Here is a 25,393-nt window from a genome sequence, read left to right on the forward strand (position 1 = left end):
GTGTACTGGGTAGTGCGTACTTCATGATGGACAGACCGCTGCTGCTCCTCGACGTGGACGGCCCGCTCAATCCGTTCCGCTCACCCTTCGCCGGACTGCGTGGGTACACCACACACCGGATGCGCCCGGCCCTCTGGATGGGCCGCCGGGCGCCGGATTCCCGCAGTGCGCGCCGGGGTCTGCGGGTCCGCCTGCACCCCACCCACGGCGCGCGGCTCCAGGCGCTGCCCTTCGAACTCGCCTGGGCCACCACCTGGATGCACCAGGCCAACACGATGATCGCCCCGCACATCGGACTACCCGGTGATCTTCCTGTCATCGAATGGCCGGAACTCTTCGCCCACGACCCCGACGGCCTCTACTGGAAGACGCGGCCGCTCCTCGACTGGGCCGCCGGGCGCCCCTTCGCCTGGGTCGACGACATGATCACCGCACGGGACCGCGCCTGGGCCCGCGCCCACCACCCGGCCCCCTCCCTGCTGCTGCGCATCCACCCCCGCCACGGCCTGCGCGCACGCGACTTCGCCACCCTCACCCGCTGGGCGGACTCCCTGCCCGGGACGTGAGGGCTGCCATCGGATCGGGGGACGGGAGGCCGCAGGGCCACCAGTCCTCCTCGTCCGGCTCGGACTCGTAGGCGTACCAGAGCCCGTCGCGGCCGAGGCGGAGCTGGGACGTACGGCCGCAGAGCCGGTTGCGCCGGGGCCGGAAGGGGCCGAGCCCCGCGGCCAGCAGAGCCGGGCGGGCGCGGTCGAAGGGGCCCGCGGGCGGGTCCCACTCCTCCTCCAGCACCAGCAGCCCCGCGCGACCGCCCTGGCGCCAGGCCGAGACCGCGCGGGCCAGGTCGCCGGGCGAGCGGCCGGTGGCGGCCGCCAGGTCGCGGTACAGGGCGCGGGTCGAGGCCGCCAGACCCGAGGTCGGCGGCTGCGCGGTGGCCAGCCGGACCGCGTCCTGCCACAGCGTCAGGCCCGCGATCGGGTCCTGCCCGGTGACGAGGAGGGCGTGGGCACGCGCCGCCGCGTCGGAGGCGAGCTGGTCCAGGGCCAGCGGATCGGGGGCGCCGGGCTCGTCCGGGTAGGCGGGGGCGGCGCCCACGGGCGGCGCGTCGAGCGGGGCGGGCAGCGGTGGCAGGACCGCGCGGTGCACGGCGGCGCGCGCCGGGACGCCGGGGAAGTCGGCGGCGGCCTCGGGCTGTTCGCGGGCGGCGTGCGCGGCGTTGCGGCGGGACAGCTCGTCGAGGAGGTCCCGCTCACCGCGCCCGCGCAGCAGCATCAGGACGAACGGGTCCTCGTCGAGCAGCCGGGCCGCGCGGTAGCAGAGCGCGGCGGCGTGCTTGCACGGCGGGCGGCCGAAGTCCGGGCAGGAACAGTGCGGTACGAGATCCCCGGCGCCCGGCAGCAGCCGCCCGGCCAGGGCTCGCGGGACCTCGCGCTCCAACAGGGCGGCCAGCGCGGCCGGTTCCGCGGCCATGTCCTCCAGCAGCTCGTCCCACTCCTCGGCGGTGAAGGCGGTCAGGGCCAGCTCCGTGCGGTAGGGCCGGGCCCGGCTGCCCCGCACGTACGCCACGATCCGCCCGGGGGTGACCGTCACCGCGTCGACGTGCCCGTCATCGGCGTACGTCCGCCCGCGCCCGAGGCGCGCGGAGTCGCGGGAGAGCCCCTCCAGGGCGGCAACCCAGGCCCGGCCCCACCAGCTCACGGCCTCGGCCCCGGCGGGGAGGGAGTCGAAGGTGCGGCGCAGATCGTCGCGCGCGGTGATCACGAGCGCCTGCGCAGGGAGACGAGGTCGGCCAGTTCGCGGTCGGTCAGCTCGGTCAGGGCGGTCTCGCCCGACCCGAGGACGGCATCGGCCAGGGCCCGCTTGGCCTCCAGCATTTCGGCGATGCGGTCCTCGACGGTGCCCTCGGCGATGATCCGGTGGACCTGGACGGGCTGGGTCTGGCCGATGCGGTAGGCGCGGTCGGTGGCCTGCTCCTCCACAGCGGGGTTCCACCAGCGGTCGTAGTGGATCACATGGCCCGCGCGGGTGAGGTTGAGCCCGGTACCGGCCGCCTTCAACGACAGCAGGAACACCGGGACGTCACCGTCCTGGAAGCGGTCGACCAGCTCCTCGCGGCGCGCCACCGGGGTCCCGCCGTGCAGCAGTTGGGCCGCGATCCCGCGGGCCGCCAGGTGCTGCTCCAGGATCCGGGCCATCGTCACGTACTGCGTGAAGACCAGCACCGAGCCGCTCTCGGACACGATCGTGTCCAACAGCTCGTCCAGCAGGGCGAGTTTGCCGGAGCGGTGCGGGATCCGGGGGCGCTCCTCCTTGAGGTACTGCGCGGGGTGGTTGCAGATCTGCTTGAGCGAGGCCAGCAGCTTCATGATCATGCCGCGGCGCTCGATGCCCTCGCTGGCCTCGATCACGGCCATCGCCTCGTCCACCGCGGCCTGGTAGAGGGACGCCTGCTCCCGGGTCAGCGAGACGGGGTGGTCGGTCTCCGTCTTGGGCGGCAGCTCGGGCGCGATCCCCGGGTCGGACTTCTTGCGGCGCAGCAGGAAGGGCCGGACCAGCGCGGCCAGCCGGGCCACCGCTTCCTCGTTGCCGCCGTCCTCCTCGGCCTGGTGCTCCACCGGCCGGGCGTGCCGGGCCCGGAAGGCGGTCAGCGGGCCGAGCAGCCCGGGGGTGGTCCAGTCGAGGAGGGCCCACAGCTCGGACAGGTTGTTCTCGACGGGGGTGCCGGTCAGCGCCACCCGGGCCGGAGCCCCGATGGTGCGCAGCGCCCGCGCGGTCGCCGAATGCGGGTTCTTGATGTGCTGCGCCTCGTCGGCGACGACCATCCCCCACTCCTGGCCGGCCAGCCGGGACGCGCTCGCCCGCATCGTGCCGTACGTGGTGAGGACGAAGCCGCCCGCCAGGCCCTCCAGGCTGCGGCCCGCGCCGTGGAAGCGGCGCACGGGGACCCCGGGGGCGAAGCGCTCGATCTCCCGCTGCCAGTTGCCCAGCAGCGACGCGGGGCAGATCACCAGGGTCGGCTCGGGGCGGGCCCGGTGCAGGTGGAGGGCGATCAGCGTGACGGTCTTGCCCAGTCCCATGTCATCGGCGAGGCAGCCGCCGAGGCCGAGGGAGGTCATCAGGTCGAGCCAGGCCAGGCCGCGCGCCTGGTAGTCGCGCAGCGTGGCCCGCAGGCCGGGCGGCTGCGGCAGCGGCGCGAGGTCCCCGGTCAGCCGGTCCCGCAGGGCGGCCAGCGAGCCGACGGCGACCGCGGGCACGGCCTCCCCGTCGACCTCGGCCTCGCCGGTCAGGCAGGCCGCCAGCGCGTCCACCGGATCCAGCAGCCCCAGCTCCCGCTTGCGGGCCTTGCGGACCAGCTCCGGATCGACCCGCACCCACTGGTCGCGCAGGCGCACCACCGGCCGGTGGGCCTGGGCGAGGGCGTCCATCTCCCCGGGGGTCAGCCGGTCCCCGCCGAGCGCCAGCTCCCAGGAGAAGGCGAACAGTCCGGCCGCGTCGAAGAACGCGGTGCCGTCGGTGGCCGAACCGGGCGCGGTGGAGCGTACGACGGCACTCGCGCTCAGCGTCCGGGCCAGGTCCCGCGGCCAGTGGACGCTCACCCCGGCCGCCGCGAGCCGGGTCGCGGCCATGCCCAGGAGGTCCTCCAGCTCGGGATCGGACAGGGCCAGCACATCGGGCACGGGCTGGTCCAGCAGCCGCAGCAGCGGCGGCCACACCCGGGCGGCGCGGCGCAGCGCGAGCACGGCATCGACCCGGGCCCGGGGGCCGAACCGGTCGGTGGCCGTCCCCGCCCACAGCGCGCCCGCGTCGCTCACCAGCGTCGGATCGGCCAGGCTGTGCACCTGGACCACGGCCGCGCCCGCCCGGCGCACCTCGTCGGTGTCCTGCGCGGCGCCCTCCTCGGCGTCGAAGAGGCGGTACGAGGAGAGGTCGAGCCGCAGCGAGATCCCCACCCCCGCATCGGCCCCGGCCGCGACCTGCGCGGCCCATGCGCGCAGCCCGGACACCTGCTGCGGCTCGGCCGAGGCGAAGGGGCGGCCGGCGGCGACGGGCGCGGCCGGGGTCCGCGGCAGGGTGTCGGCGACGGCGTCGAGGAAGGCGCGGACCAGGGCTTCCGGTTCGGGCAGGAGCAGCGGGCGGCGCCCGGGCAGGGGCGCGGCGTACCCCTCGTACGGCAGGGCGGCCGCGACCGCGCGGAGGTAGGCGATGTCCTCGGTGGCCAGCGGGCCGACGCGCCAGGCGTCGACGCCGTCCGGAGTCAGCCCGGGGAGCAGTCTGCCCCGCGCGGCGAGCGCGAGCGCCTGGCGGGCGGCGGTGCCCCAGGCGCGGGTGGCCGGGTGGGCGGCGGGATGGCGCGGGGCCCCGGCGAGCAGCGGGAGCGCGGTGGCGAGCGGGAGGACGAGGGAGGGGACCGTCTTGGTCCGCAGTGCGGTGCCCGCGGGACGGACTGCTTCGAGCGGTTCACGCACGACAGCGACGAGGTCCGGAAGGTCCGCGAGGTCTGTGAGGTCCGCGGGATCGGGCAGGGCCTCGCCCGCCGGGGACCAGAAGGCGATCCGGCTCTGCCGGGGAACGGCGGCCGGGAGGAAGAGCGCGGCGTGGCGCAGCAGCGCACCGGGCGGCAGGGGCCGCGCGAGCGCCCCGGGGACACCGCGCACGGTCCGCCCGGTCCCGGCGGTGCGCACCGCCGGCACGGTCCGATCTGCCATGCCCCTCCCCCTCCCTCACTGCCGATGCCGCTTCCACTGCCCGTGCCCACGAGTCTAGGCGGGGGCACTGACAATGCCGTTGACCTGGGCGATCCCTCGGCACGCGGCTCCTCGTCGCGCCGCGCTCCGCGTGGGACCATGGAGGAAGGGGAGCGGGAGCAGTGGCGACAGAGCCGAGGCGATGGCCATGCGTACCGGGAACGAGCCGGTGACCGCGCGCAGCCCGCTGCGGCTGCGCTTCTGGCTCAGCGTGTGGGGACTGATCTGGGCCGCGGCCGGTACCGCCGCCTTCGTCCTGGCCGGGCAGCCCGGCTGGGCCGCGGCCTGCGGGGCGCTCCTGGTCCTGGTGAGCGTGGACATGGCGATGATCCTGCGCCACATCCACCAGGGCCCGCACTACCAGCCGGGCCGCGACATACCGCCGTACGAACCCCCGCGCCATTGAGCCGCCGAGCCGCCGGACCGCCGAGCCGCCGCACCGCTGGACCGGGCCGAAGGGGACGGCGCCTACTCCTCGAAGCCCGCCGCCTGGAGGTACTCCGGCTGCGGGTCGAGGGCCGCGGCGAGCCGGAAGTGCCTGCGGGCCCGCTCCGGCTGTCCGGCCCGCTGGTGCGTCCTGGCCAGCGCGAAGTGGGCGAAGGCGTTGTCCGGTTCCCGTTCCAGGACCAGCTCGAACTCCAGCGCCGCCGGCCTCAGTTGGGCGGCGGCGAAGAAGGCCCGGGCGCGCAGCAGCCGGGCGGCGGTGTTCTCCGGATGGGCGGCTATCACCGAGTCGAGCAGCTTCACCGCGCCTCTCGGGTCCCGGGCGGCGAGCAGCTGCTCGGCGGCCCGGAAGTCGATGACGTGGGTCTCCGGGCTGACGGCGCGCGGCCCGGGCACCGGCTCCTTCTCGGGCTCCGGCGCGGACGGGGACGGCGGCGTGGTGTCGGACACGATGTGTTTCCTTCCCTCTCCGGGCGCCTTCAACGCACCGGAAACCCAAGGCCGTTCGTGCGTCGGCCCCGGACCGGGCCCCGGCCGGCCGCCCCCCGGCACCACCCTCGGGCAGCGCCCTCAGCCACCGGCCGCCGCCGCCCGCGCGGTGAGGTCCTCCCACACCTTGCGCACCTGCGGCTCCAGCGCCGAGAGCGGTCCGTCGTTGTCGATGACCAGCGTCGCGACCGCCAGTCGCTGTTCCCGGGTGGCCTGCGCCGCCATGCGGGAGCGCGCCTCGTCCTCGGTCATCCCGCGCAGCGAGGTGAGCCGCGCCAGCTGCGTCCGCGGGGCCGCGTCCACGACGACGACCAGGTCGTAGAACGGCGCCAGGCCGTTCTCCGTGAGGAGCGGTACGTCGTGCACGACGATCGCGTCGGGGCCCGCGGCCGCTTCCAGCTCGGCCGAGCGCGCGCCCACCAAGGGATGCACGATCGCGTTCAGGGTGCCCAGAAGTCCGGGGTCGGCGAAGACGATCGAGCCGAGTTTCGGCCGGTCGAGGGTGCCGTCGGGAGCCAGGACGGACTCCCCGAAGGCCTCCACCACCGCCGCGAGACCGGGCGTGCCGGGCTCCACGACTTCCCGCGCGATCCGGTCGGCGTCCACGATGACCGCCCCGTACCCCGCCAGCAGCCGTGAGACCGCGCTCTTGCCGGCACCGATTCCGCCCGTCAGGCCCACTTTCAGCATGGCCCGCAGCCTAGACCCCGAGCCCTGAGCAACGCACGGCCCCTCCCCCGAACCCGTTCCTACGCCTCGCCCTCGCGCTCCGCCAGGAAGCGCTCGAACTCGCGGCCGATCTCGTCCGCCGAGGGGATCTCGGCGGGCTCGGCGATCATGTTGCCCCGGGTCTCGGCTCCGGCCGCCGCGTCGAACTGGTGCTCAAGGCCCTGCACGAGGGTGACGAGCTCCTCGTCCCCCTCCCGGATCTGCCGGTCGATCTCCGTCTGCGTGCGGTGCGCCTCGGTGCGCAGCGCGTGCGCCACGCTCGGCAGCACCAGACCGGTCGCGCCCGTGATCGCCTCCAGGGCGGTCAGCGCGGCGTCCGGGTACGAGGAGCGCGCGACGTAGTGCGGGACGTGCGCCGCGACGCCGAGGACGTCATGACCCGCCTGGCCGAGGCGGAACTCCACCAGCGACTCCGCGCTGCCGGGCACCTGCGCCTCGTCGAACGGGCTGCGGTGCCCCGGCATCAGGTCGGTGCGGTTGCCGTGCGGGGTGATCCCGACGGGGCGGGTGTGCGGGACGCCCATCGGGATGCCGTGGAAGTTCACGGAGAGGCGGACGCCGAGGCGCTCCACGATCTGCTGCACGGCGACGGCGAAGCGCTCCCACTCCACGTCCGGCTCGGGGCCGGACAGCAGCAGGAACGGCGCGCCGGTGGCGTCCTGGACGAGCCGGACCTCCAGTGCGGGGGCCTCGAAGTCGCTCCAGTGGTCGCGCTGGAAGGTCAGCAGCGGGCGCCGGGCCCGGTAGTCGACGAGCCGGTCCGCGTCGAAGCGGGCCACCACCTGGTGGGGCAGGGCGTCGAGCAGCCGCTCGACGATCTGCTCGCCGGTCTCCCCGGCGTCGATGTACCCCTCGAAGTGGTAGAGCATGACCAGCCCGGCGGACTCCTGGGCGAGCGCCAGGTCCACCACGGCCAGACCCTTCGCATCCCACTCGTACAGACCTTGCGGATCAAGCACCGTCACCACTCCCCTTCGTCTCGTTCTCTGCCAAGAACGTTCAAGGAGCCGCCGCCATTCCCCAGTTGGCCGCCCATCGGCCCTTTCCTGCGGGAACGCGCGAGCGGGGAAGGGTCGGGAGGGGCCGGGAGGGGCAAAACGCGTCAGGGGAACGCGGAAAGGCCCGCCCCCCGAAGGGGACGGGCCTCGCCGTTTCAGCTCAGCTCAGCCGCGCGCCGGAGCGCGCCGCCATGCGCTGCGATCAGCTCTGGCCGCCGGCCAGCTTCTCGCGCAGCGCCGCCAGGGCCTCGTCCGACGCCAGGGCGCCGGAGGTCTCGTCCGCACCCTCGGAGGAGTACGAACCACCGGAGAGGCTCGCGCCGCCACCGGTGTTGCCACCGGCGGCCGGGGCGGCAGCACCCTCGGCCGCAGCGGCCTCGTCGGCCTCGCGGCTCTTGATGACCTGCGCCTGGTGCTGCTCGAAGCGAACCTGCGCCTCGGCGTACTGGCGCTCCCACGTCTCGCGCTGGGAGTCGAAGCCCTCGAGCCAGTCGTTGGTCTCGGGGTCGAAGCCCTCGGGGTAGATGTAGTTGCCCTGGTCGTCGTACGAGGCAGCCATGCCGTACAGCGTCGGGTCGAACTCGACCGAGGCCGGGTCGGCACCGAAGGACTCGTTGGCCTGCTTCAGCGACAGCGAGATCCGGCGACGCTCGAGGTCGATGTCGATGACCTTGACGAAGATCTCGTCGTTGACCTGGACGACCTGCTCCGGGATCTCCACGTGGCGCTCGGCCAGCTCGGAGATGTGGACCAGACCCTCGATGCCCTCGTCCACGCGGACGAACGCACCGAACGGAACCAGCTTGGTGACCTTACCCGGGACGACCTGACCGATCTGGTGCGTCCGGGCGAACTGCTGCCACGGGTCTTCCTGCGTCGCCTTGAGCGACAGGGAGACGCGCTCGCGGTCCATGTCGACGTCGAGGACCTCGACGGTGACTTCCTGGCCGACCTCGACAACCTCGGAGGGGTGGTCGATGTGCTTCCAGGACAGCTCGGAGACGTGGACGAGACCGTCGACGCCACCCAGGTCCACGAAGGCACCGAAGTTGACGATCGAGGAAACGACGCCGGAGCGGACCTGACCCTTCTGCAGGGTGGTGAGGAACGTCTGGCGCACCTCGGACTGGGTCTGCTCGAGCCACGCGCGGCGGGACAGGACCACGTTGTTGCGGTTCTTGTCCAGCTCGATGATCTTCGCCTCGAGCTCCTTGCCCACGTAGGGCTGGAGGTCGCGGACGCGACGCATCTCGACGAGAGAGGCCGGCAGGAAGCCACGGAGGCCGATGTCGAGGATGAGACCACCCTTGACGACCTCGATGACGGTACCGGTGACGATGCCGTCTTCTTCCTTGATCTTCTCGATCGTGCCCCAGGCACGCTCGTACTGAGCGCGCTTCTTGGACAGGATGAGACGGCCTTCCTTGTCCTCCTTCTGGAGAACCAGGGCCTCGATCTCGTCGCCGACCTTGACGACATCGTTCGGGTCGACGTCGTGCTTGATCGAGAGCTCGCGGCTCGGGATCACGCCTTCGGTCTTGTAACCGATGTCGAGGAGAACCTCGTCCCGGTCCACCTTGACGATGACGCCGTCGACGATGTCGCCGTCGTTGAAGTACTTGATCGTCTCGTCGATCGCCGCGAGGAACGCGTCCGCGTCGCCGATGTCGTTGACCGCTACCTGCGGAGGAGTGGTGGCGGTGGTCTCGGTGCTGCTCGTCATGTGGGAAAGGGCTCCGGTTACGGACAGAAAGTCGTAGGTACTGCTACGCCGGGAGCCCTTATCGCCATCTGCCTATGACCGGACAGCCAAGGAGGCCTCTGAACGCTCGGAGAGCGGAGAGGACCTCGAAAACCGAGGGGACTGCAACAGATGCGAGCGCAGCCTGCTAGGTCTGAGGAGCGCAGGCTCGCAGCGCAACTTGTAGCATACGGGGGCAGCCGGACAGGGTCAATGCGCGAAGGCGGACACCCGGGGCAGAACGCCATTTACCCGGCACAATTCGTGGGCGGGGAGCCTGTGATGACCGGCTCCCTGCCTCTTTTTCGAAGACTACGACGACGGGCCCCATGAACCAAGAGGACTACGACCCCGAAGATGCGCGCGCGGCGGAGGCGGCCGACGGCGACGACGACGCGGAGGCCACGCGCCGCGCCGCCGGGGAAGCGGAGAGCAGTCGCGCGAGCCGGGGCTGGTGGGACCGCAACGCCGACGAGTACCAGAGCGACCACGGCGCCTTCCTCGGTGACGACCGCTTCGTGTGGGGCCCCGAAGGACTGGACGAGGCCGAGGCCGCCCTCCTCGGGCCCGCCTCCTCCCTCAAGGGCCTCGACGTCCTGGAGATCGGCGCCGGCGCCGCCCAGTGCTCGCGCTGGCTGGCCGCCCAGGGCGCCCGGCCGGTCGCCCTCGACCTCTCCCACCGCCAGCTCCAGCACGCCCTGCGGATCGGCGACGACGTGCCCCTCGTAGAGGCCGACGCCGGGAAGCTGCCCTTCCGCGACGGCTCCTTCGACCTCGCGTGCTCCGCCTACGGCGCCGTCCCCTTCGTCGCCGACCCCGTGAACGTGATGCGCGAGGTCCACCGCGTCCTGCGCCCCGGCGGCCGCTGGGTCTTCTCCGTCACCCACCCCATCCGGTGGGCCTTCCCCGACGAGCCGGGCCCCGAGGGCCTGACCGTCGCCGCCTCCTACTTCGACCGGACGCCGTACGTCGAGCAGGACGAGCAGGGCCGCGCCGTGTACGTGGAGCACCACCGCACCCTGGGCGACCGGGTCCGGGACGTGGTCGCGGGCGGTTTCCGCCTGGTCGACCTCGTCGAGCCCGAGTGGCCCGCCTGGAACGGCCAGGAGTGGGGCGGCTGGTCCCCGCTGCGCGGCAACCTGATCCCCGGCACCGCGATCTTCGTCTGCGAGCGCGGCTGAGCCATGGCACCCGTCCTCCGCACCTCCGCCCTGGAATCCCTCCCCGTCGGCGAGGCCGTGCCCGCGCTGGCCGCGGCGCTCGGCGCGCACGGCGCCGCGGTGCTGTGCGCGCCGCCCGGCACGGGCAAGACCACGCTGGTCCCGCTGGTCCTGGCCGGTCTGGTGGGCGGCGGCCCGGCGCGCCGGGTGATCGTCGCGGAGCCGCGGCGGATCGCGGCCCGGGCGGCGGCGCGGCGGATGGCCTGGCTGCTGGGCGAGCGGGTGGGGGCCTCGGTGGGCTTCACGGTCCGGGGTGAGCGGGTCGTGGGCCCGGACACCCGGGTCGAGGTGGTGACCACGGGCGTCCTGCTCCAGCGCCTCCAGCGCGACCAGGAGCTGGCCGGGACGGACGTGGTCATGCTGGACGAATGCCACGAGCGGCACCTCGACGCGGACACCGCCCTGGCGTTCCTCCTCGACGTACGGGAGACCCTGCGCCCGGAGCTGCGGCTGCTCGCGGCCTCCGCGACCACGGACGCGGCCGGGTGGGCGCGGCTGCTGGGGGACGCGCCGGTGGTGGAGGCGGCCGGGGTCGCGCACCCGGTCGAGGTGGTGTGGGCGCCGCCGGTACGTCCGGTGCGCCCGCCGCACGGCATGCGCGTCGACCCGGCGCTGCTGACCCACGTCGCGGCGGTGGTCCGGCGGGCGCTGGCCGAGCGGGAGGGGGACGTCCTGTGCTTCCTGCCCGGGGTCGGCGAGATCTCCCGGGTCGCGGGGCAGCTGGGCGCGGTGGACGCCGAGGTGCTCCAGGTGCACGGGCGGGCTCCGGCCGCGGTGCAGGACGCCGTCCTCGCGGGCGGCACCGGGCGGCGCCGGGTGATCCTGGCGACGGCGGTGGCGGAGTCCAGCCTGACCGTGCCGGGGGTGCGGATCGTGGTGGACGCGGGGCTGGCGCGCGAGCCGCGGGTGGACCACGCGCGGGGTCTGGGCGCGCTGGCGACCGTACGGGCGTCCCGCGCGTCGGCGCGCCAGCGGGCGGGGCGGGCCGGGCGCGAGGCGCCGGGGGCGGTGTACCGGTGCTGGCCCGAGGCGGAGCACGGGCGGCTGGCGGCCTTCCCCTCGCCGGAGATCCGGATCGCCGACCTGGCCCAGTTCGCCCTGCAGGCCGCCTGCTGGGGGGACCCGGACGCGTCCGGGCTGGCGCTGCTGGATCCGCCTCCGGCGGGGGCGATGGCGGCGGCGCGGGAGGTGCTGGCGGCCGTGGACGCGGTGTCCCCGGCCGGGCGGGTGAGTGCGCGGGGCCATGCGATGGCCCGGATCGGGCTGCACCCGCGGCTGGCCCGGGCCCTGCTGGACGGGGCGGCCGAGGTCGGTGCGCGCCGGGCGGCGGAGGTGGTGGCCCTCCTGAGCGAGGAGCCGCCCCGTGAGTACGGCGACGACCTGACCGCCGCCTGGCGCCGGGCCCGCCGGGGCGGCGACGCCTACGCCCCCCGCTGGCGCGCGGAATCCACCCGCCTCCAACGCACCCTCCCCTCCCACCCCCGAGTCCCGCCAGCGATTGCGGCCCCGCCAAATCCAGCCCCGCCGGCGTTTGAGGCGCCGCCAAATCCAGCCCCGCCGGCGTTTGAGGCGCCGCCGGAGGCCACACCGGGCGCCGGACAGCGGGCGGGTGCGGCCGAGTGGAGCCCTCCGGGGGCGCCTCAAACGCCGGCGAGGCTGAACTTGGGCGCGCCCGAGACCTCGGGCGGGCTGAACTTGGGCGCGCCCCAGACCTCGGGCGGGCCGGGGTTGGGCACGCCCCAGACCTCGGGCGGGCTGAACTTGGGCGCGCCCCGGACCTCGGGCGGGCCGGGGTTGGGCACGCCCCACACCTCGGGCGGGCCGGGGTTGGGCACGCCCCGGACCTCGGGCGGGCCGGGGGTGGGCACGCCCCACGCCTCCCGCGGGGACGATGGGGTCGTGGGGCTGGTCGTGGCGCTGGCATTCCCCGAGCGGGTCGCGCAGCGCCGGGGCGAGGGGGCCTATCTCATGGCCTCCGGGACCGGCGCCGAGCCGGCCGACGGCTCCCCCCTCCGCACCGCCCCCTGGCTGGCCGTGGCCGTCGCCGACCGCGCCCCCCACTCCCCCTCCGCCAGGATCCGCCTCGCCGCCCTCCTCGACGAGGACACGGCTCGCACGGCCGCCGCCCACCTGCTGACCTCCGCCGAGGAGGTGCACTGGGAGGGCGGCGACGTCACCGCCCGCCACGTGCACCGGCTCGGCGCGATCGAGCTGACCGTCCGCCCGCTGCGCGACCCCGCCCCGGACCGGGTCCGGGCCGCCCTGCTGGAGGGCCTGCGCGGCGAGGGCCTCGGCCTGCTGCGCTGGTCCGCCGACGCCCGGACGCTGCGGGCCCGCCTCGCCTTCCTGCACCGCACCCTCGGCGCGCCCTGGCCCGACGTCGCGCGCGACGACGTACTCCTGGACCGCGCGGACGACTGGCTGGAGCCCGAGCTGTCCCGGGCCCGGCGCCGCGCAGACCTCGGCCGGATCGAGGCGGCCCAGGCCCTGAACCGGCTGCTGCCGTGGTCCACCGGGCAGGCCGGCCGCCTGGCCGAGCTGGCTCCCGAACGGATCGAGGTCCCCAGCGGTTCCCGCATCCGCGTGGACTACGGCGACGGCGACGGCCAGCCCGTCCTGGCGGTCAAGCTCCAGGAGCTGTTCGGGCTCGCGCGGACGCCGCAGGTCGCGGGGGTCCCCGTACTCGTGCACCTGCTGTCGCCCGCAGGGCGCCCGGCCGCGGTCACCGCCGACCTGGCGTCCTTCTGGCAGGACGGTTACCGCGCCGTGCGCGCCGAGCTGCGCGGCCGCTACCCCCGTCACCCCTGGCCGGAGGACCCGGCCACCGCCGAGCCCACCCGCCACACCACCAACCGGCTGCGCCGTTCCTGAGGCGCCTCAGGCCGCCGCGGGCACCGGCGCCGCGGCCGACGCCGGGTCGCCGGGGTCCTCGCCGCCGGGCCCGCGCCCACGGCGGCCCCGCGCCTCCAGCCACAGCGCCAGCCCGAACAGGCCGAGGCCCACGACCAGCAGCCCGGCCGGCCCGTAGGTGTGCAGCGCCAGCACCTTGGTGCGGTTCGACTTGACCAGGTCGACGGTGTGATCGAGGTAGTCCGGCCGGATCTTCACGTCACCGGCGAAGGCCGTGAGCTTGCCGTCGGGCCGCGCGGCCGCGATCCCGCCGCGCATCTCCTGCTGGATGCTCTGCTCGGCGTTGACGGGCGCTCCGGTCACCGGGTCGACCCAGAACCGCATCGTGGCCGTGTACCAGAGCGAGGTGCCGGTCTGCTCCTCGATCTTCGCCGGGTCGATGCCGGGGATCGGCATCTTCTTCGGCATCGGGACCTTGGTCCACGGGACGGTCATCTCGAAGTAGTAGACGTCCAGGCCACGGAAGCTCCGCGGGCCGACATAGTGGATCGGCGAGGACGTGCGCGTCTGCGCGTCGAAGTACAGGTAGTCGCGCGGCTCGGTGAAGAAGGGCCACTTGAACTCGATGCCCTCGCGCTTGACCGCGTCCCCGTCCACCATCTCCCCGGTGGCGTGCACCGGGTCCTGGGTGTGCGCGTCGAAGATGTACCGCTCGGGGATCTGGGAGACCATCTTGCCGTCCGGCCCGGCGATGTAGGTCAGCGTGTCCCAGACGACGACGTCCTTGCCCGCGCTCGCCTCGATCTCCTTGGACGCCTCGACGTTGCCCTTGAGGGTCTGGATGATCGTGACCTTGTCGACCTTCCTGGGCTCCATGCCGTTGTTGTAGTCGACGAGGGTCGCGTTCTTCGCCTCCAGGACCATCTCCTGGTACTGGCTCGGGGGGATCTTGGCGAGCCTGGGGTACGCGTACCAGCGCAGCAGGGGCGCCAGCGCGGTGCAGAACACGGCTAGGGCAAGCAGGACGAGGCTCGCTCTGCGTCGCATGGCCGGGCCTCCTCTTACTCTCCGGGCGCGGAGGGGATCGTGGTGAGCAGGGGCTTGGGCGAGGTCGTGCCGTCCGGTACCCCGATCGCCGTGATGGTGAGGATGAGGGCCAGCGCGGCGGCCAGCCCGATGGCGGCGGCGACGAGTGCGCGCATGCCGGGGCCTCCGAGATCTGATGTGCCGTCAGGTCTGGCGCACCGTAGCAACGCGGGGCCGAGATGAGAACCGTCTGGCTACGGGCTTTCCGCACCCGCCGCGGGGGCGCTCGGGGAGGCCTTCGGGGACGCCTTCGGGGAGGGGCTCGCGGAGGGCGCGGAGGACTTGCTCGCGCTCGGCTTCGGCGTGGGAGAGGGCGTGCCCGACGGCGAGGACGTGGGAGTCGGGGTCGGACTCGGCGTGGGCGTCGGGGTCCCGGACGGCTCCGGAGCCGGGGTGGGCGTCGGCGTGGGCGTCGGCGTAGGACTCGGCGTCGGCGTGGGGCTCGGCGTCGGCGTGGGTGTGGGACTCGGGGTCGGCGTCGGGCTCGGCGTCGGCGTAGGACTCGGCTTCGGGCTGGGCGTCGGCGTCGGGCTCGGCTTGGGCCCCGTCACCACACCGCCCCCGCCCGTACCGGCCCCCGTACCCGTACCGGCCCCCGCGTCCCCGCCCACACCGCTCCCGCTCCCGCTCCCGCTCCCGCTCCCGCTCCCGTCCGGCACCTCGTGCGCGCCCTTCAGGTAGTACGCGTACCAGGACCGCACCGTCGCCAGGTACGCGGTCGAGTAGTTGTAGGAGAGGACCGCCCGGTCCAGGTCCGCGCCGACCCGCAGGTCCCGCGTGCCCGCGCACAGGTAGCGCCCGGCCGCGAGCGCCGCGTCGTGCACGTTGTTCGGGTCGCGCCGCCCGTCGCCGTTCGCGTCCTGACCCCAGGACGCCCAGGTGGACGGGATGAACTGCATCGGACCCACCGCCCGGTCGTGGGCCGCGTCCCCGTCGTAGGCACCGCCGTCCGTGTCCGGGATGTTCGCGAAGCCGTTGCCGTCGAGTACGGGCCCCAGGATGGGCCGCAGCGTTCTGCCCGCGGCGTCCACCTGGCCACCGCGGGCCTGCCCGGACTCGACCTTGCCGATCGCCGCGAGCAGTTGCCAGCGCAGCCCGCACCCGGGGTCGCTCGCCGCGATCTTCTGCTCCGCGCCCCGGTACGCCGCCAGCACGGTCGCCGGTATCCCCTGCGCGCCCTCCGCGAGACCCGTGACGAGGGTCTCCCCCACGGGCGGGGCCGCGGGGGTGGGGGCGGGCCCGGGGGCGTCCGCCTGCACCACGGCGGGCGGCTCGGGGCTGGACAGGGGCGGGAGTTCGGTGAAGTACGCGGAATCGCCGCCGGCGGCGTTGGCCGTGTCCGGGGCCGGGGCGGCCCGCTCGCTGCGCGCGCCCTTCCCCGCGTCGGCGAGCACGAGCGCGCCCGGCGCCTGCGAACCGGTCACGGCACCGGCCACCAGCGCCGAGACGACGACGGCCAGGCCGCCCCTGAGCCACCCGTGGCCACAACGGACCCTCGAACGAACCGGCATGAGCAGACCCCTCCCCCTCGACGTCCGCGCGACGGTACGTCAACTCGCTTCACACTGCATCAACCCGGCCCCGGAATTCACCACTTCCGCACGTCTTGAGCAGGTCACGCATACTGTCCCGACCGTTCGGGGCGCATTGGACCGAAGTAAAGAGAGACCGACGAGAGGTGCCATGCCGTTCACACTCAGCCACGCGGCCGCCGTCCTTCCGGCCGTGCGCCGGACCGGCCGCGCGCGGGGGCCGCTGGTCGCCTCCGCCCTGGTACTGGGCTCGTTCGCGCCCGACACCTTCTACTTCGCGGACGCCGTCGTCCAAGGGGTCATGGTCTACGGCGACTTCGCGCACTCCCTGCCGGGCGTGCTCACCCTGGACGCCGCCCTGACCGCCGCCCTCGCAGGTTGCTGGCTGCTGCTGCGCGAGCCGCTCGTGGCCCTGCTCCCCCGGCGGGCCCGCGGCCGGGTGTACGCCTTCGTCCGCGGTGCGCCCTGGCGGGGGCGCCGGCCGGCGGCGCTGGCGCTGTGGTTCTACCTCTCGGCGGTGCTCGGCTCGCTCACGCACGTCGTGTGGGACAGCTTCACGCACCTGGACCGGTGGGGCATGCGGATGCTGCCCGATCCGGGCCGCCCGCTCGCCCTCGGGTTCCCCCTCTACACCTGGCTGCAGTACGGCAGTTCGGCGCTGGCCGCCGTCGCGCTCGGCTGGTTCACCGTGAGCGCCCTGCGGCGGCTGCCGGAATCCCCCGCGCCGGACGGCGTGCCGGTGTTGGGGCGGGTGGACCGCTGGGGCGCGGTCGCCCTGGCCGTGGTCTGCGTGGGCGCCGGGGTGGGGCTGCGGGTCGCCCGCTTCTTCACGTACTACGACCGGGTCCGCAGCCCGCTCGACATCATCCCCACCGTCTGCTTCGGCACGGGCGGCGGGCTCGCCGTGGCGCTGCTGCTGTACGGGGTCCTGGTGCGCCTGCGCCACCGCGGCGGCCGGGGCCGGACGGACGACCGGGACCGCGACCACGAGGACACGCGAACGCCCGTCCCCACCGCATAGCGGGGACGGGCGCGAGGGCGTACGGCGTACGGACCCACTCGGGCGGGGCCGGTCAGTGCGCGGCGGACTCCCAGTCCGTGCCCACGCCCACGGACACGTCCAGCGCGGCCCGCAGCTCGACGGCGGCGGCCATCTCGCGGCGCACCAGCGCCTCGACGGCCTCGCGCTCGCCCGGGGCGATCTCCAGCACGATTTCGTCGTGGACCTGGAGCAGCATCCGCGAGGTGAGCCCCGCCTCGGCGAGCGCCCGGTCCACGCGCAGCATCGCGACCTTGACGATGTCGGCGGCGGTGCCCTGGATCGGGGCGTTCAGCGCCATCCGCTCGGCGGCCTCGCGGCGCTGGCGGTTGTCGCTGTTGAGGTCGGGCAGATAGCGGCGGCGGCCCAGGACCGTCTCCGTGTACCCGGTGGCGCGGGCCTCCTCCACGACGCGCTGGAGGTAGTCCCGCACCCCGCCGAACCGCTCGAAGAAGGTCTCCATCAGGCCGCGCGCCTCGGCGGGCTCGATGTTCAGCTGCTGGGCGAGGCCGAAGGCGGACAGCCCGTAGGCCAGGCCGTAGGACATGGCCTTGATCTTGCGGCGCATCTCGGCGTCGACGGCGGAGCGCTCCACGCCGAACACCTGGGAGGCGACGGTGGTGTGCAGGTCCTCGCCGGTCGCGAAGGCCTCGATCAGGCCCTCGTCCTCGGAGAGGTGCGCCATGACGCGCAGCTCGATCTGGCTGTAGTCGGCCGTCATCAGGGACTCGAAGCCCTCGCCGACGACGAAGCCGCGGCGGATGGCCCGGCCCTCGTCGGTGCGCACCGGCACGTTCTGCAGGTTCGGGTCGGTGGAGGAGAGGCGGCCGGTCGCCGCGACGGTCTGGCTGAAGCTGGTGTGCACGCGGCCGTCGACGGCGATGCACTTGACCAGGCCCTCGACGGTGACCCGCAGCTTCGCCTGCTCACGGTGGCGCAGCATGATCACGGGCAGTTCGTGCTCGGTCTGGGTGGCGAGCCAGGCCAGCGCGTCCGCGTCGGTGGTGTAGCCCGTCTTGGTCTTCTTCGTCTTGGGCAGGTCCAGCTCGCCGAAGAAGACTTCCTGGAGCTGCTTGGGCGAGCCGAGGTTGAACTCGTGGCCCACGGCGGCGTGCGCTTCCTTCACCGCCTGCTGGACGGCGCCCGCGAACTGCTGCTCCATCGCTTCGAGGTGGTCGCGGTCGGCGGCGATGCCGTGCCGCTCCATCCGGGCCAGCAGCTCGGAGGTGGGCAGCTCCATGTCGTGGAGCAGCCCGGTCGCGCCGACCTCGGCGAGCAGGCCCGTGAAGGCCTCGCCCAGGTCGAGGACCGCGCGGGCCTGCGCCATCAGCGCTTCCGCCTCGGCGGTGTCGTCGGCGCCGAAGGCGAGCTGCCCGTCGGCGGCGGCGGGGGCCAGCTCGCGGTGCAGGTACTCGTTGGACAGCACGTCCAGCGCGAAGGACCGGCGGCCCGGCTTGACCAGGTAGGCGGCGAGGGCGGTGTCCATGGCGACGCCCGCCAGGCTCCAGCCGTGCTCGGGGAAGACCCGCATCAGGGCCTTCGCGTTGTGCACCGTCTTGGGGCGCGCGGGGTCCGCGGCCCAGGCGACGAACGCGCGCTCATCGGCCTCGTCCAGCGCGGAGGGCTCGAACCAGGCCGCCGCCCCGCCGGCCGCGGCGAGCGCGACCTCGGTGATGCGGCCCGTGCCCAGCGCCCAGCTGTCGACGGTCGCGAGGCCCAGCGGGCCGCCCGCGTGGCTCTCCAGCCAGGGGGCCAGCTCGCCCGCGCCCAGCACGGAGGCGTCGAGCTCGACGCCGGCCGCCGGAGCGGGGGCCGCTTCCTCGGCCGCGCCCGGGTCCACCGCGAGGAGGCGCTCGCGCAGCGAGGCGTTGCGGATCTCCAGTACGTCCAGCACGCCGGTCATGGCGGAGCGGTCGTACGGCGCGCGCGCCAGGTCGGCGGGGGTCATGGGCAGCTCGACGTCGCGGACCATCTCGGTCAGGACCCGGTTGAGCTTGACCGCGTCCAGGTGGTCGCGGAAATTCTGCCCGGCCTTGCCCTTGACCTCCTCGGCGCGCTCCACCAGCTCCGCGAACGAACCGAACTGGTTGATCCACTTCGCGGCGGTCTTCTCGCCGACGCCCGGGATGCCGGGCAGGTTGTCGGAGGGGTCGCCGCGCAGCGCCGCGAAGTCCGGGTACTGCTGCGGGGTGAGCCCGTACTTCTCCTCGACCTTCTCGGGCGTGAAGCGGGTCAGCTCCGAGACGCCCTTGGTCGGGTAGAGGACGGTGGTCCGCTCGGACACCAGCTGGAAGGAGTCCCGGTCGCCGGTGACGATCAGCACGTCGAAGCCGAGGGCCTCGGCCTGGGTCGCGAGGGTGGCGATCACGTCATCGGCCTCGAAGCCGTCGACCGCGAACCGCGGCACGCTCATCGTGTCGAGCAGCTCGCCGATCAGCTCGACCTGCCCCTTGAACTCGTCGGGGGTCTTGGAGCGGTTCGCCTTGTACTCGGGGAACTCCGTCGAGCGCCAGGTCTTGCGCGAGACGTCGAAGGCCACCGCGAAGTGCGTGGGCGCCTCGTCGCGCAGCGTGTTCGCCAGCATCGACGCGAAGCCGTAGACGGCGTTGGTCGGCTGGCCGCTCGCGGTGGTGAAATTCTCCGCGGGCAGCGCGAAGAACGCCCGGTACGCCAGGGAGTGCCCGTCCATGAGCATCAGGCGGGGGCGGTCCGCTGCGGTCGGCTGGTCGGTCTTCTTCGATGCTGAATCTGCCACGCGGTCGATCCTAGGCGCCCCCACCGACAATCCCGGACGGCCGGTCGCGGCGTGGGCGGTGTCGGCGGGCCGTGACAGGATCGGAGGTGTACGCACATCCGCAGCGCCGTCGCTGCGATGCTCGAAGGGGAGCGACATGGCCGCCAGACCGCCCGCAGGTGACCCGGTGCAGGACGCGCCGCAGGTCGCGCCCCCCCAGCACGCGGCCGCGGGCCTGCCCGCGATCGGCCACACCCTCAAGATCGCCCAGCAGCAGATGGGCGTCGCGCGCACCGCGCGGACCCTCCTCAAGGTCAACCAGAAGAACGGCTTCGACTGTCCGGGCTGCGCCTGGCCCGAGGGCGACAAGCGGCACACCGCGGAGTTCTGCGAGAACGGCGCCAAGGCCGTGGCCGAGGAGGCCACCCTGCGCCGGGTCACCCCGGAGTTCTTCGCCGCCCACCCGCTCGCGGACCTGGCGGAGCGCAGCGGCTACTGGCTCGGCCAGCAGGGCCGGATCACCCAGCCGATGCTGCTGCCCGAAGGCGGCGACCGGTACGAGCCGGTCAGCTGGGAGCGGGCCTTCGGGATCATCGCCGAGGAGCTGAACGCCCTCGCCTCGCCCGACGAGGCGCTCTTCTACACCTCGGGCCGCACCAGCAACGAGGCCGCGTTCCTCTTCCAGCTCTTCGCCCGCGAGTTCGGCACGAACAACCTGCCGGACTGCTCCAACATGTGCCACGAGTCCTCGGGCTCCGCGCTGACGGAGACGATCGGCATCGGCAAGGGCAGCGTCTCCCTGGAGGACCTGCACCGGGCCGACCTGATCATCGTCGCCGGGCAGAACCCGGGCACCAACCACCCGCGCATGCTCTCCGCGCTGGAGAAGGCCAAGTCCGCCGGGGCGAAGATCATCTCGGTGAACCCGCTGCCGGAGGCGGGGATGGAGCGGTTCAAGAACCCGCAGACCCCGCTCGGCATGCTCAAGGGCACCGCCCTCAACGACCTCTTCCTCCAGATCCGCATCGGCGGCGACCAGGCCCTCTTCCGGCTCCTGAACAAGCTGGTCCTCGAGACGGAGGGCGCCACCGACGAGGCGTTCATCCGCGAGCACACCCACGGGTTCGAGGACTTCGCGGCCGCCGCCAAGGACACCGACTGGGCCGAGACCCTCACCGCGACCGGCCTCACCCGCCCCGAGATCGAGCGCGCCCTGGCCATGGTCCTGGCCTCGGAGCGGACCATCGTCTGCTGGGCCATGGGCCTCACCCAGCACAAGCATTCCGTCGCCACCATCCGCGAGGTCGTCAACCTCCTCCTGCTGCGCGGCAACATCGGCCGCCCCGGCGCGGGCGTCTGCCCGGTCCGCGGCCACTCGAACGTCCAGGGCGACCGCACCATGGGCATCTTCGAGCGCCCGGCGGCCGCCTTCCTCGACGCCCTCGACAAGGAATTCGGCATCACCTCGCCGCGCGCGCACGGCTACGACGTGGTCCGCTCCATCGAGGCGCTGCGCGATGGCCGGGCCAAGGTGCTCTTCGCCATGGGCGGCAACTTCGTCGGGGCCACCCCCGACACCACGGTCACCGAGGCGGCGATCCGCCGCGCCGCCCTGACCGTGCACGTCTCCACCAAGCTCAACCGCTCCCACGCGGTGACCGGCCGGCGCGCCCTGATCCTGCCCACCCTGGGCCGTACCGACAAGGACGTCCAGGCCGCGGGCAAGCAGTTCGTGACCGTCGAGGACTCGATGGGCATGGTCCACGCCTCGCGCGGCAACCTCGCCCCGGCCAGCCCCCACCTGCTCTCCGAGCCCGCCATCGTCGCCCGGCTCGCCCGCGCGGTGCTCGGCGCGGCCTCCCGGACCCCCTGGGAGGAGTTCGAGCGGGACTACGCCGCCATCCGCGACCGGATCTCCCGCGTGGTCCCCGGCTTCGCGGACTTCAACGCGCGCGTCGCCCGTCCCGGCGGCTTCCAGCTGCCGCACGCCCCCCGCGACGAGCGCCGCTTCCCCACCAAGACCGGCAAGGCGAATTTCACCGCCGCCCCCGTCGAGTACCCCCGCGTCCCCGCGGGCCGGCTGCTGCTCCAGACCCTGCGCAGCCACGACCAGTACAACACCACGATCTACGGCCTCGACGACCGTTACCGGGGCATCACCGGCGGCCGCCGCGTGGTCATGGTCAACCCCGACGACGCCGCCGAGCTGGGGCTGGCCGACGGCGCGTACACGGACATCGTGAGCGAGTGGCGCGACGGCGTGGAGCGGCGCGCGCCCGGCTTCCGCGTCGTGCACTACCCGACCGCGCGCGGCTGCGCCGCCGCGTACTACCCGGAGACCAATGTGCTGGTCCCCCTCGACTCGACCGCGGACACCAGCAACACTCCCGCGAGCAAGTCGGTCGTCGTGCGCTTCGAACCGGCCTGACGGATCCGCCCGGGGGCCTGATAGAACGGCCCTTCGGACAAGATGGTTAACGAACGTTGACGAACGGAGCCCGGCCATGGGCGAGCAGCAGGCTGTGAAGTTCCCGCAGGAAGTCCTCGACGAGTACGCGGCGCTGGGCATCGACCTGCCGTCGCTGTTCTCCGCCGGTCACCTCGGCGAGCGCATGGACATCCGCATCCTGGAGGCCTCGGCCGACAAGGTCGTCGGCACGATGCCCGTCGAGGGCAACACCCAGCCGTACGGGCTCCTGCACGGCGGGGCCTCCGCCGTGCTGGCCGAGACCCTCGGCTCGGTCGGCGCGATGATGCACGGCGGCATCAACAAGGTCGCCGTCGGCGTGGACCTCAACTGCACCCACCACCGCGGGGCTCGGTCCGGCCTGGTCACGGGCACCGCGACCCCCGTGCACAAGGGGCGCAGCACCACCACGTTCGAGATCGTCATCACCGACGAGCAGGACCGGCGCGTCTGCACCGCCCGCCTCACCTGCCTGCTGCGCGACGCCAACCCGCAACAGCCCCGTAACGACTGACCAGTTGCCCTCACCCCGGCGCCGGTCTAGCGTTCCCGCATGGGATCCGGACCGGCGCCGCGGCGCGCCCTGGGAGCGTGCGCCGCGACGCTCCTCGCCGCCACGCTGACCGGCTGCTCCGGGCCCGCCCCGGACGCCGCCTCCGGTACGCCGCCCCCCGCGGCCACGGCCGCCCCGCGGCCCACCCCGCCCGAGGACCTCTGCGCGGCTCTGATCACCCACTGGGCCGGGGTCGTCCTCGACGCCGAGAGCGCGACCCCTGCCGCGGCACCCACCGGAACCACCGGCGGCGACGGCAGCACCGGCGACCGTGACCCGGTCGGCCTCGACTACCAGGCGATGGGCCTCTCCGGGGGCCAGAACGAGATCCTGCGCGCCGTGCTCGCCGACGCCCGCGCCGAGCGCCGGGCCCAGGGCCCGGGCCCGGACGGCCCCGCCGCCGCCCGCCGGCTCGCCGCCCGCGAGGCCCGCAGCCGCTGCGCCGCCCGCTACCGCTCCGGCACCCCGACCGGCGGCCCCTGGCAATGAGCGGCATCGGCCCGGTCGAGCCGGGCGAGGGCACCGCGGGCGACGCGCCCGACGACTTCCACGACGACCTCCACCACGACGTCCACGACGTCCACGACGCCCCGCCCGGCGACCGCGAGGGCGGCGGCCTCCCCCGCGGCCCCGCGGGCACCCCCCGCGCCCTCCTGGGCCGCCTGCGCGACCGCTGCGCCCGGCACCGCCGCGCGATCGCCGCGCTCACCGTGGCGGCCGCGCTCGGCCTCGGCGGCGGCTACCTGTACGCCGTCCGGCCCCGGCCGCCCGCGCCCGTACCGCCGCCGCCTCCGGCCGCGCCCTCGCAGGTCCTCGAGCTGGTCTACGGGGAGCCCGAACCGCTGGAATCGACCCCGGCCGGCAGCGCCTTCGCGTTCACTGTGCGTGCACGGACGGGCTCCGGACCCCCGGTCACCATCGAGCGGATCGGCCAGCCCTCCCGGGCACTGACGGTGACGGTCCGGCCACCCTCACCGGTCGTCGTGGCTGCGGGAGAGGTGCGTGAGGTTGTTGTGCAGATTCAGGTGGCCGACTGTGTGCATGTAGCACGGAATGCGGGGCTCCCCTTTTTGGAAGTAACCCTCAGTAATGGATTCCAGAAAGAGGATCACAGTTACATCCTCGGGGACCGATATGCCAGGGATCTTTCCACCGCTCTGACCAGGGCCTGTCCCGTAGGCCGAGATGAGGGCCCTCCGGCCGGGTCATGACCAAAACCCCTGAGAGGCCTGGCCTGTCAGGACTTAAACCACCCGACAGTCCTGCCGGATCTCAGCATGCGGACAAGACGAACCGGCCGGAATTCCCCCGTTCCACCCGTAGAGATCCGCTATGTATTACGCCGTGGCATAACAAGAGAGTCACATCATTGGCCTGAGCCCTCCATATCGTCCCAGGACCGGCTTAGAGTCACGGCCAGTTACCGCGACCACCGGATGCCATTCAGTTCGGTTCCCCGCGTTCGACTCGACGCGTCCCAGGGGGGACGCGGCGCCAGGAAAGGACTGATCGTGCGTCATCGTTCGCTCATCGCCGTGACGGCCGCTCTCGCCGCGGGCGCTCTCACTCTCACTGCCTGTGGTTCTCGCGACAACAAGGCGGACACCTCCGGCGGCGGAGACGTCACAGTCACCATCGGCGTGGACGCCCCGCTGTCCGGTGACCTGTCCGCCCTGGGCCTCGGCATCAAGAACTCGGTCGACCTCGCGGTCAAGACCGCCAACGAGAAGAAGTACGTCAAGGGCGTCACCTTCAAGATCGAGGCCCTCGACGACCAGGCCCAGCCGTCCTCCGGACAGCAGAACGCCACCAAGCTCGTGGCCGACAAGAACGTCCTCGGCGTCGTCGGTCCGCTGAACTCCTCGGTGTCCGAGTCGATGCAGAAGGTCTTCGACGACGCCAAGCTCGCCCAGATCTCCCCGGCCAACACCAGCCCGTCCCTGACCCAGGGACCCAACTGGGCGACCGGCCAGAAGGTCCGCACGTACAAGAGCTACTTCCGCACCGCCACCACGGACGCCATCCAGGGCCCGTTCGCGGCGCAGTACCTCTTCAACAAGGGTGGCAAGAAGAAGGTCTTCATCATTGATGACAAGAAGACCTACGGCGCCGGCCTGGCCGCCACCTTCAAGGGCGAGTTCACCAAGCTCGGCGGCGCCGTCGCCGGCGAGGGCCACATCGACCCGGAGTCCAAGGACTTCTCGGCGATCGTGACCCAGGTCAAGACCTCGGGCGCCGACGCCGTCTACTACGGTGGCGAGTACCCCGCCGCCGGTCCGCTCAGCAAGCAGATCAAGGCCGCGGGCGCCAACATCCCCCTCATCGGTGGTGACGGCATCTACGACAAGAAGTTCGTCGACCTCGCCGGCCCCGCCGCCGCGGGTGACATGGCCACCTCGGTCGGTGCGCCCGTCGAGACCCTGCCGTCCGCCACGGAGTTCATCGCGAACTACAAGAAGGCCGGCTTCAAGGACCCGTACGCGGCCTACGGCGGCTACTCGTACGACTCCGCCTGGGCGATCATCGAGGCCGTCAAGAAGACGGTCGACGCCAACGACGGCAAGCTGCCCGACGGCGCCCGCGCCAAGGTGCTCGAAGCCGTTCAGGGCGTCTCCTTCGACGGTGTGACCGGCAAGGTCTCCTTCGACGAGTTCGGTGACGCCACCAACAAGCAGCTGACCGTCTACAAGGTCGACGGCCCGGACTTCAAGGCCGTCGAGTCGGGCACCTACCCCGCCAAGTAACCGGCCCGCACCACCTCACTCC

Annotated in this window: 20 protein-coding genes; 10 read left to right on the forward strand and 10 right to left on the reverse strand. The window is 73.5% G+C overall.

From position 1 onward, the window contains the following. Positions 1-23 precede the first annotated feature (23 nt). Positions 24-566: an HAD domain-containing protein gene (locus ABT084_RS06330; RefSeq protein ID WP_351038646.1), complete on the forward strand. Its 543-nt coding sequence runs from the start codon at positions 24-26 to the stop codon at positions 564-566. Here the strand turns inward: ABT084_RS06330 and ABT084_RS06335 are convergent. Together ABT084_RS06335 and ABT084_RS06340 are read right to left on the reverse strand one after the other, a co-directional pair. Continuing rightward, positions 532-1,761 (reverse strand): SWIM zinc finger family protein, encoded by a 1,230-nt coding sequence (locus ABT084_RS06335; RefSeq protein WP_351038648.1) that lies wholly within the window; start codon positions 1,759-1,761, stop codon positions 532-534. The genes ABT084_RS06330 and ABT084_RS06335 overlap by 35 nt on opposite strands. Beyond that, positions 1,758-4,706: an SCO1167/SCO6262 family helicase gene (locus tag ABT084_RS06340; protein ID WP_351038650.1), complete on the reverse strand. Its 2,949-nt coding sequence runs from the start codon at positions 4,704-4,706 to the stop codon at positions 1,758-1,760. Before ABT084_RS06340 ends, ABT084_RS06335 begins: the two co-directional genes overlap by 4 nt. A gap of 187 nt (positions 4,707-4,893) precedes the next feature. On the opposite strand from ABT084_RS06340, the gene ABT084_RS06345 reads away from it, so the two are divergent. Further along, positions 4,894-5,151: a DUF6343 family protein gene (locus ABT084_RS06345; RefSeq protein ID WP_351038652.1), complete on the forward strand. Its 258-nt coding sequence runs from the start codon at positions 4,894-4,896 to the stop codon at positions 5,149-5,151. Positions 5,152-5,213: 62 nt separating this feature from the next. On the opposite strand, the gene ABT084_RS06350 is transcribed toward ABT084_RS06345, so the two are convergent. From ABT084_RS06350 to rpsA, 4 genes are all read right to left on the reverse strand, one after another. Next, on the reverse strand, positions 5,214-5,585 hold the full coding sequence (locus ABT084_RS06350; protein WP_351038898.1) for a tetratricopeptide repeat protein: 372 nt from the start codon (positions 5,583-5,585) through the stop codon (positions 5,214-5,216). Positions 5,586-5,759: 174 nt separating this feature from the next. Then, entirely contained in the window at positions 5,760-6,368 is a 609-nt protein-coding gene (gene coaE / locus ABT084_RS06355; RefSeq protein ID WP_351038654.1) for a dephospho-CoA kinase, read from the reverse strand. A 59-nt stretch (positions 6,369-6,427) separates the two neighbouring features. Further along, positions 6,428-7,366 (reverse strand): PAC2 family protein, encoded by a 939-nt coding sequence (locus tag ABT084_RS06360; RefSeq protein ID WP_351038655.1) that lies wholly within the window; start codon positions 7,364-7,366, stop codon positions 6,428-6,430. Between the two features lie 241 nt (positions 7,367-7,607). After that, positions 7,608-9,128, reverse strand: coding sequence for a 30S ribosomal protein S1 (gene rpsA / locus ABT084_RS06365; protein WP_351038657.1), 1,521 nt, complete (start codon positions 9,126-9,128; stop codon positions 7,608-7,610). Between the two features lie 347 nt (positions 9,129-9,475). Between rpsA and ABT084_RS06370 the strand changes: the two genes are divergently transcribed. Beyond that, on the forward strand, positions 9,476-10,327 hold the full coding sequence (locus ABT084_RS06370) for a class I SAM-dependent methyltransferase (RefSeq protein WP_351038659.1): 852 nt from the start codon (positions 9,476-9,478) through the stop codon (positions 10,325-10,327). Between the two features lie 3 nt (positions 10,328-10,330). Further along, positions 10,331-13,237, forward strand: coding sequence for an ATP-dependent RNA helicase (locus ABT084_RS06375; RefSeq protein ID WP_351038661.1), 2,907 nt, complete (start codon positions 10,331-10,333; stop codon positions 13,235-13,237). Positions 13,238-13,243: 6 nt separating this feature from the next. Here the strand turns inward: ABT084_RS06375 and pgfA are convergent, their stop codons facing one another. The 3 genes from pgfA to ABT084_RS06390 all read right to left on the reverse strand — a co-directional run bounded on the left by pgfA (position 13,244) and on the right by ABT084_RS06390 (position 15,813). After that, positions 13,244-14,263, reverse strand: a complete 1,020-nt coding sequence (gene pgfA, locus ABT084_RS06380) for a cell envelope lipid trafficking protein PgfA (protein ID WP_351038663.1) — start codon at positions 14,261-14,263, stop codon at positions 13,244-13,246. Between the two features lie 14 nt (positions 14,264-14,277). Then, positions 14,278-14,418, reverse strand: coding sequence for an SPW_0924 family protein (locus tag ABT084_RS06385; RefSeq protein ID WP_351038665.1), 141 nt, complete (start codon positions 14,416-14,418; stop codon positions 14,278-14,280). A gap of 78 nt (positions 14,419-14,496) precedes the next feature. After that, positions 14,497-15,813, reverse strand: a complete 1,317-nt coding sequence (locus tag ABT084_RS06390; protein ID WP_351038667.1) for a lytic transglycosylase domain-containing protein — start codon at positions 15,811-15,813, stop codon at positions 14,497-14,499. Positions 15,814-15,985: 172 nt separating this feature from the next. On the opposite strand from ABT084_RS06390, the gene ABT084_RS06395 reads away from it, so the two are divergent. Beyond that, positions 15,986-16,855, forward strand: a complete 870-nt coding sequence (locus ABT084_RS06395; protein WP_351038669.1) for a DUF4184 family protein — start codon at positions 15,986-15,988, stop codon at positions 16,853-16,855. A gap of 52 nt (positions 16,856-16,907) precedes the next feature. On the opposite strand, the gene polA is transcribed toward ABT084_RS06395, so the two are convergent. Continuing rightward, on the reverse strand, positions 16,908-19,628 hold the full coding sequence (gene polA / locus ABT084_RS06400; protein WP_351038671.1) for a DNA polymerase I: 2,721 nt from the start codon (positions 19,626-19,628) through the stop codon (positions 16,908-16,910). Positions 19,629-19,764: 136 nt separating this feature from the next. Here polA and ABT084_RS06405 point away from each other — a divergent pair, with 136 nt between their 5' ends. The 5 genes from ABT084_RS06405 to ABT084_RS06425 all read left to right on the forward strand — a co-directional run bounded on the left by ABT084_RS06405 (position 19,765) and on the right by ABT084_RS06425 (position 25,371). After that, positions 19,765-22,035, forward strand: coding sequence for an FdhF/YdeP family oxidoreductase (locus ABT084_RS06405; protein ID WP_351038673.1), 2,271 nt, complete (start codon positions 19,765-19,767; stop codon positions 22,033-22,035). A 76-nt stretch (positions 22,036-22,111) separates the two neighbouring features. Beyond that, entirely contained in the window at positions 22,112-22,588 is a 477-nt protein-coding gene (locus ABT084_RS06410; protein ID WP_351038675.1) for a PaaI family thioesterase, read from the forward strand. 39 nt (positions 22,589-22,627) lie between these two features. Continuing rightward, positions 22,628-23,116 carry a hypothetical protein gene (locus ABT084_RS06415; protein ID WP_351038677.1) on the forward strand — a complete coding sequence of 163 codons (489 nt, stop codon included), beginning with the start codon at positions 22,628-22,630 and terminating at the stop codon, positions 23,114-23,116. Beyond that, a complete protein-coding gene (locus tag ABT084_RS06420) occupies positions 23,113-23,838 on the forward strand; it encodes a Tat pathway signal sequence domain protein (RefSeq protein WP_351038679.1) in 726 nt (241 codons plus the stop codon). Before ABT084_RS06415 ends, ABT084_RS06420 begins: the two co-directional genes overlap by 4 nt. Before the next feature lie 300 nt (positions 23,839-24,138). Then, positions 24,139-25,371, forward strand: a complete 1,233-nt coding sequence (locus tag ABT084_RS06425) for a branched-chain amino acid ABC transporter substrate-binding protein (RefSeq protein WP_351038681.1) — start codon at positions 24,139-24,141, stop codon at positions 25,369-25,371. Positions 25,372-25,393 lie beyond the last annotated feature (22 nt).

It is taken from the genome of Streptomyces sp. NPDC002138, from assembly GCF_040296485.1.
GTDB lineage: Bacteria > Actinomycetota > Actinomycetes > Streptomycetales > Streptomycetaceae > Streptomyces.

Excerpts from the sequence above, each read along its gene's own strand:
- ABT084_RS06390 (WP_351038667.1), bottom strand. The coding sequence starts at position 15,813 with ATGCCGGTTCGTTCGAGGGTCCGTTGTGGCCACGGGTGGCTCAGGGGC.
- ABT084_RS06420 (WP_351038679.1), top strand. The coding sequence starts at position 23,113 with ATGAGCGGCATCGGCCCGGTCGAGCCGGGCGAGGGCACCGCGGGCGAC.
- rpsA (WP_351038657.1), bottom strand. The coding sequence starts at position 9,128 with ATGACGAGCAGCACCGAGACCACCGCCACCACTCCTCCGCAGGTAGCG.
- coaE (WP_351038654.1), bottom strand. The coding sequence starts at position 6,368 with ATGCTGAAAGTGGGCCTGACGGGCGGAATCGGTGCCGGCAAGAGCGCG.
- ABT084_RS06410 (WP_351038675.1), top strand. The coding sequence starts at position 22,112 with ATGGGCGAGCAGCAGGCTGTGAAGTTCCCGCAGGAAGTCCTCGACGAG.
- ABT084_RS06395 (WP_351038669.1), top strand. The coding sequence starts at position 15,986 with ATGCCGTTCACACTCAGCCACGCGGCCGCCGTCCTTCCGGCCGTGCGC.
- ABT084_RS06330 (WP_351038646.1), top strand. The coding sequence starts at position 24 with ATGATGGACAGACCGCTGCTGCTCCTCGACGTGGACGGCCCGCTCAAT.
- ABT084_RS06385 (WP_351038665.1), bottom strand. The coding sequence starts at position 14,418 with ATGCGCGCACTCGTCGCCGCCGCCATCGGGCTGGCCGCCGCGCTGGCC.
- ABT084_RS06375 (WP_351038661.1), top strand. The coding sequence starts at position 10,331 with ATGGCACCCGTCCTCCGCACCTCCGCCCTGGAATCCCTCCCCGTCGGC.
- ABT084_RS06340 (WP_351038650.1), bottom strand. The coding sequence starts at position 4,706 with ATGGCAGATCGGACCGTGCCGGCGGTGCGCACCGCCGGGACCGGGCGG.
- ABT084_RS06405 (WP_351038673.1), top strand. The coding sequence starts at position 19,765 with ATGGCCGCCAGACCGCCCGCAGGTGACCCGGTGCAGGACGCGCCGCAG.
- ABT084_RS06345 (WP_351038652.1), top strand. The coding sequence starts at position 4,894 with ATGCGTACCGGGAACGAGCCGGTGACCGCGCGCAGCCCGCTGCGGCTG.
- ABT084_RS06415 (WP_351038677.1), top strand. The coding sequence starts at position 22,628 with ATGGGATCCGGACCGGCGCCGCGGCGCGCCCTGGGAGCGTGCGCCGCG.
- ABT084_RS06370 (WP_351038659.1), top strand. The coding sequence starts at position 9,476 with ATGAACCAAGAGGACTACGACCCCGAAGATGCGCGCGCGGCGGAGGCG.
- pgfA (WP_351038663.1), bottom strand. The coding sequence starts at position 14,263 with ATGCGACGCAGAGCGAGCCTCGTCCTGCTTGCCCTAGCCGTGTTCTGC.